Annotated in this window: 4 protein-coding genes and 1 pseudogene; 1 reads left to right on the top strand and 4 read right to left on the bottom strand. The window is 71.7% G+C overall.

Annotation, left to right across the window (positions count from 1 at the left end; all coding sequences use genetic code 11):
- From HW445_RS17765 to HW445_RS17750, 4 genes are all read right to left on the bottom strand, one after another.
- On the bottom strand, positions 1 to 539 hold a 539-nt coding region (locus tag HW445_RS17765; protein WP_180221988.1), incomplete at its 3' end, for a nucleotidyltransferase domain-containing protein.
- Between the two features lie 137 nt (positions 540 to 676).
- Complete coding sequence (locus HW445_RS17760; RefSeq protein ID WP_108954190.1) at positions 677 to 1,015, bottom strand: P-II family nitrogen regulator; 339 nt, start codon at positions 1,013 to 1,015, stop codon at positions 677 to 679.
- Positions 1,012 to 2,340, bottom strand: a complete 1,329-nt coding sequence (locus tag HW445_RS17755) for an ammonium transporter (RefSeq protein WP_180221987.1) — start codon at positions 2,338 to 2,340, stop codon at positions 1,012 to 1,014. Before HW445_RS17755 ends, HW445_RS17760 begins: the two co-directional genes overlap by 4 nt.
- Before the next feature lie 509 nt (positions 2,341 to 2,849).
- The gene (locus HW445_RS17750) at positions 2,850 to 4,316 is read right to left on the bottom strand and encodes a hypothetical protein (protein WP_180221986.1); all 1,467 of its coding nucleotides are present in this window, start codon (positions 4,314 to 4,316) and stop codon (positions 2,850 to 2,852) included.
- Between the two features lie 586 nt (positions 4,317 to 4,902).
- Here HW445_RS17750 and HW445_RS17745 point away from each other — a divergent pair.
- Positions 4,903 to 5,172, top strand: a pseudogene (locus HW445_RS17745) (DNA primase); the annotation flags it as partial.

The following is a 5,172-nucleotide window of genomic DNA, read 5'->3' as shown; positions in this document are numbered from 1 at the left end:
GCGCGGTCGGCGCACAGGTCGCGGAGTTCGGGGAGGCGCCGGGGGGCCTGGTTGCGCCAGTCGGCGAGGACGGCGGTGCGCAGGCCGGTGGTGAGGGTGAGGTCGCCGGCCAGGTGGCGGGCGTCGAGCAGGCCGAGCTGGACCTTGAGGTCCTCGGCGGCGGTCTTGCCGGCCTCGGCGGGGGTGCGCACGGAGTGGTCGAGGGCGAGGCCGAGGTCCCAGACGGGGTACCAGAGGCGGTCGGCCACGGCGGCGACGGCGTCCGGGGCGGAGCCGTCGTGCAGGAGCAGCAGGTCGAGGTCGCTCCGGGGGGAGAGTTCCCCGCGGCCGTAGCCGCCGACGGCGACCAGGGCCAGGCCGCGGGCGGCGGGCGCGGCGGCGGCGAAGAGACCGGCCAGCCAGCGGTCGGTGAGCTGGGAGAGCGTCCTGCGGCGGGAGGGCCCGGACCGGTCCTCCTCCTGGAGGAGGCCCAGCCGGGCCGCCGCGTAGCCGCCGGGCCCCGAGTCCTCGGTCTCTTCACGCGTGTCCGTGCTCGTCACCCGGCGACTCCTGTTCCTCTGCCTGCCTTGCGGGGGCGTCCCTTGCGGCGGGTCCGTCGCGGTGCGGATCCCTTGCGGGGCCCGTCGCGGCGTACTCCGAGCGACGGGCCCCGTGGTGGGTCGGTGCGGCGGATCCCTTACAGGGCGTCCGGTCCGCGCTCGCCGGTGCGGACGCGGACGGCCGTCTCGACCGGGACCGCCCAGACCTTGCCGTCACCGATCTTGCCGGTGCGGGCGGCGCTGACCACGACCTCGATGAGCTGGTCGGCGTCCGCGTCGTCCACCAGGACCTCTATGCGGATCTTGGGGACCAGGTCGACGGTGTACTCGGCGCCCCGGTAGACCTCGGTGTGACCGCGCTGACGGCCGTAGCCGCTGGCCTCGGTGACGGTCAGGCCGTGCACTCCGAAGGCCTGGAGGGCTTCCTTGATCTCGTCGAGCTTGTGCGGCTTGACGACCGCGGTGATCAGCTTCATGCGTCAACCTTGTTGCTCTCGGCACGGGCGGGGACGGTGGACTTGGCGGCGCTGCCGCCGCCGACGCCGCTGAAGTCGTAGGCGGTCTCGGCGTGCTCGGCCTGGTCGATGCCGGAGATCTCCTGCTCCTCCTCGACCCGCATCCCGATGGTCTTGTGGATCAGCAGGGCGAGGACCGCGGAGGCGACCAGGGAGTAGGCCAGGACACCGAAGACACCGGCCGCCTGCTTCCAGAGCTGGTCCAGGCCGCCGCCGTAGAAGAGGCCGGCCACCTCGGACTGGCCCTTGCCGGTGGCGAAGAGACCGATCAGCAGCGAGCCGACGATACCGCCGACCAGGTGCACGCCGACGACGTCGAGCGAGTCGTCGTAGTTCAGCTTGTACTTGAGGCCGACGGCCATGGCGCAGAGCACGCCGGCGATGACACCGATGGCGATCGCGCCGAGCGGGGAGACCGCGCCGCCCGCGGGGGTGATGGCGACCAGACCGGCGACCGCGCCGGAGGCGGCGCCCAGGGTGGTGCACGCGCCGTGGCGGATCTTCTCGTAGATCAGCCAGGCGAGGACGGCGGCGCCGGTGGCGACCTGGGTGTTGACGAACATCAGCGCGCCGACGCCGTCGCTGTTGCCGAGCCAGGAGCCGGCGTTGAACCCGAACCAGCCGAACCAGAGGAGACCCGCGCCGAGCATGACCAGCGGCATGCTGTGCGGCCGCATCGGGTCCTTCTTGAAGCCGACGCGCTTGCCGATGACCAGGATCACGCCGAGTGCCGCGGCGCCCGCGTTGATGTGGACGGCGGTACCGCCCGCGAAGTCGATCACTCCGAGCTCGAAGGCCCAGCCGCCGGTGCCCCAGACCCAGTGGGCGACCGGGAAGTAGACGACGCTGACCCAGAGCACGACGAACAGGGACCAGGAGGCGAACTTGACCCGGTCGGCGAGGGCGCCGCTGATCAGGGCCGGGGTGAGGACGGCGAACATCAGCTGGAACACGGCGAACACCAGGGTGGGGATGGTGTAGCCGCTCCAGACCTCGGCCTTGTCGATGCCGCTGAGGCCGACGTAGTCGGAGTCCCAGCCGATGAGGCTGCCGGTGTCGGTGCCGAAGGCGAGGGAGAAGCCGTACAGCACCCACAGGACGGTGACGATCCCGAGGCTGATGAAGGACATCATCAGCATGTTCAGGGCGCTCTTGACCCGGACCATGCCTCCGTAGAAGAAGGCCAGACCCGGGGTCATGAGCATCACCAGGGCGGAACAGATGAGCATGAAGCCTGTGTCGGCCGACGAAATCTCGTCAGCCGCAAAGGTGATGGCTGGTGCCATCGGCGTCTCCTCGTCGTGGGTCGCGGCCCGTGCGGGCTACCTGGGCGGAGTGGGAGGTGGTGGGCCTGTCGTTCGCCCTGCCGTTGGCCATGAGATTGACGCAGCGCCGTTTCGGCCATGCCCCCGCGTTGTTTCGCACCGGTGACGAAGGGGCTGTGCGTGTTACGCGTCCATGAACTGGGTGTGCCGCTCGGCCCGGCCGTCCTCGGGCCCTGACGGCCCGCGGCGGGGGGAGCGGATGCCGGTGAGGACACGGGGAAAAGCCGGCCGCGGCGGCCTTTCCGACGACCTGGCGGGGGAGCCGGGTGAGCGGTTCGGAAGGGCCGGCCGCGGCCGGAGAACGGGGGGTCGTGCCGTGCCCACCGCGGGTCGGACGGACCGGCCGGCGGTGGGGGTGGCGCTGGGCGGGCGTCGGTGGGCGGGCTGCCCTACGGGCCGGTCAAGGGCTCCCCTGCGGGCCGGTCGCGGGCTCCCGTCCGGGCCCGGTCGCGGGCTCCCGTTCGGGCCGGTCAGACCGCTTCGACGGCCTCCGGGAGTTCCTCCGCCAGCATCCGGGTGATGTCGCGGACGGCGGGGAGTTCCTTGTAGTCGCGCGCCGCCGTGTCGGCCGTCTTGCGGATCCGGGTGTTGACCCGCTCGGAACGGACCTTCTTGGCCACCTTCATCGCCTGCCCCAGCATCACGGCGCTCTGCTCCGGCTCGCTCTGCAGCAGGTGCACGGTGGCCATGCCGACCAGGTTGAGCGCGTAGGAGCGCTGGTGTTCGGGGTCCTTGGCGAAGAGGTCGACGGCCTTCATCATCAACGGCTCCGCCATGGAGGCGTAGATGGGGCTGCGGCCCGCCACATAGGCGAGGTCGCGGAAGGAGTGCGAGTTCTCGCCGTACAGTTCCGCCTCGGTGAAGAAGCCGATCCAGTCCGGGTCCGGCTCGTCCCAGTCCGCCGCGTCGGCGAAGGTGTCCTCCGCCATCCGCACCGCGCGCTTGCACTTTCCGGGCTGGCCCATGTTGGCGTAGGCGCGGCCCTCCATCGCATACAGCATGGCCTGGGTGCGGGGGCTCGCGCAGTCGCGGCTGCCGTACTGGGCGAGGTGGATGAGTTCCAGTGCGTCGTCGGGCCGGCCGAGGTGGATCATCTGCCGGCTCATCGAGGAAAGGATGTACGAGCCGAGCGGCTTGTCCCCGGCCTCCTTGGCCGCGTGCAGGGCCAGGACGAAGTATTTCTGGGCGGTGGGCTGGAGGCCCACGTCGTAGCTCATCCACCCGGCGAGCTCGGCGAGTTCGGCCGCGAAGCCGAAGAGGCGGCGGACCGTCGGCTCGGGGTGGCTCTCCTGGAGCAGGTCGGTGACCTCGTGCAACTGGCCGACGACCGCCTTGCGCCGCAGGCCTCCACCGCACTGGGCGTCCCACTGGCGGAACATCTCGACGGTGTTCGCCAGCTGGTCCAGCTCCGGCCCGGAGAGCCCGCCGCGCCGGGGCGAGGGCGGGGGCGCCTCCACGGGGGAGGCCGGGGAGGGCACCAGCCAGCGCTGCATCGGCTCGATCAGCGAAGGCCCCGCCGCCAGCCCGAGCGAGGTGCCGAGGAAACCGCGGCGGGCCAGCATCAGGTCGCTGCGGGAGAACTCGCCGAGCAGCGCCACCGTCTGCGGGCCGGTCCAGGGCAGGTCCACGCCGGCCACGGAGGGCGCCTGGTGGGCGGCGCGCAGGCCCAGGTCCTCGACGGCGACGACGCAGCCGAAACGCTCGGAGAACAGCTCGGAGAGGATCCTCGGGATGGGCTCCCGCGGGTTCTCCCCGTCCAGCCAGCGGCGGACCCGCGAGGTGTCGGTGGAGACGTGGTTGGCGCCGAGCTGACGGGCGCGGCGGTTCACCTGGCGGGCCAGTTCGCCCTTGGACCAGCCACTGCGCACGAACCACGAGTTGAGCAGCTCGTTGGGGCGCTTCTCAGCGTTCGTCCCGCCTTCGCCGTTGCCGCTCACTGGAACGCCCCCATCCATCCCTGAGACCTGTCGGACCCGCTCGGGCCCTGTCATGTCTGCAAACAGCCCTACCAGAACGCCGGCGGACCGTCCCTCGGTTCGGCGGGATTCCCTCGCATTCCGGGAGCCCGTCCGCCACACGCCTCCCGAAGAGAGCCCTGCGATCACTCTCCGTCACCGGGCTCCACCGACAATACGCCCGACGCGCCGATCGAAAGGTGCTTCCGGCAACCCTGAGCGGGCATGTGCCACAAGCCTTGCATACTCAACGTAGCCTTCCGGTCACCGCTCCAGCCACGCTGGTTCGGTAAACGCCACCTTTCGCCACCCCTTCGGATGAACTCCGGCGCCGTTGCCCGCGATTCACTTGACCCGCGACGTCGGAAACCTGTCCGGGCACCCGGATCGGAGCTCGATGCGCGCAGGGGGCGCGAGGAGCCGCACGCGCCACCCCGTTCGCATCCACGCGCGGCGCGAACCGGGCGAGCCGGGACGATACGGCGGGTAGTCGCAACGCAGCGTCACCACACGTCATGGCGAGCCTCCGGCACGTAACCACCCACGCGGCGGACCCGTTGGAGGGGGCATGGGCTTCACGATCGGCGGTATGCGGGAGATCCGTTCCGGCACGCGGTCCGGGGCGCGCGTCGGCGTGCGCCGACGGGGCCGCTCCTCCGACTGCACCGCGGTCGCCGAGTTCACCGGTCTCTGGGGCTGGGACGTCGTGCCGGGTGCGCGGGTGGCGGCGGGCGGCGGGGACTGCTCCTGCGGGCGCGCCGAGTGCGCCGAGCCGGGGGCGCATCCCCTGGAGTTCGCCTCCGAGGTACGCGCCGGGTCGGCCCTCGACGACGTGCCC

This window comes from Streptomyces sp. UH6 (assembly GCF_013421635.1).
In the GTDB taxonomy this organism is placed as follows: domain Bacteria; phylum Actinomycetota; class Actinomycetes; order Streptomycetales; family Streptomycetaceae; genus Streptomyces; species Streptomyces abyssomicinicus.
This window is presented reverse-complemented; position numbering and strand designations above follow the sequence as displayed.

Excerpts from the sequence above, each read along its gene's own strand:
- HW445_RS17760 (WP_108954190.1), bottom strand. The coding sequence starts at position 1,015 with ATGAAGCTGATCACCGCGGTCGTCAAGCCGCACAAGCTCGACGAGATC.
- HW445_RS17755 (WP_180221987.1), bottom strand. The coding sequence starts at position 2,340 with ATGGCACCAGCCATCACCTTTGCGGCTGACGAGATTTCGTCGGCCGAC.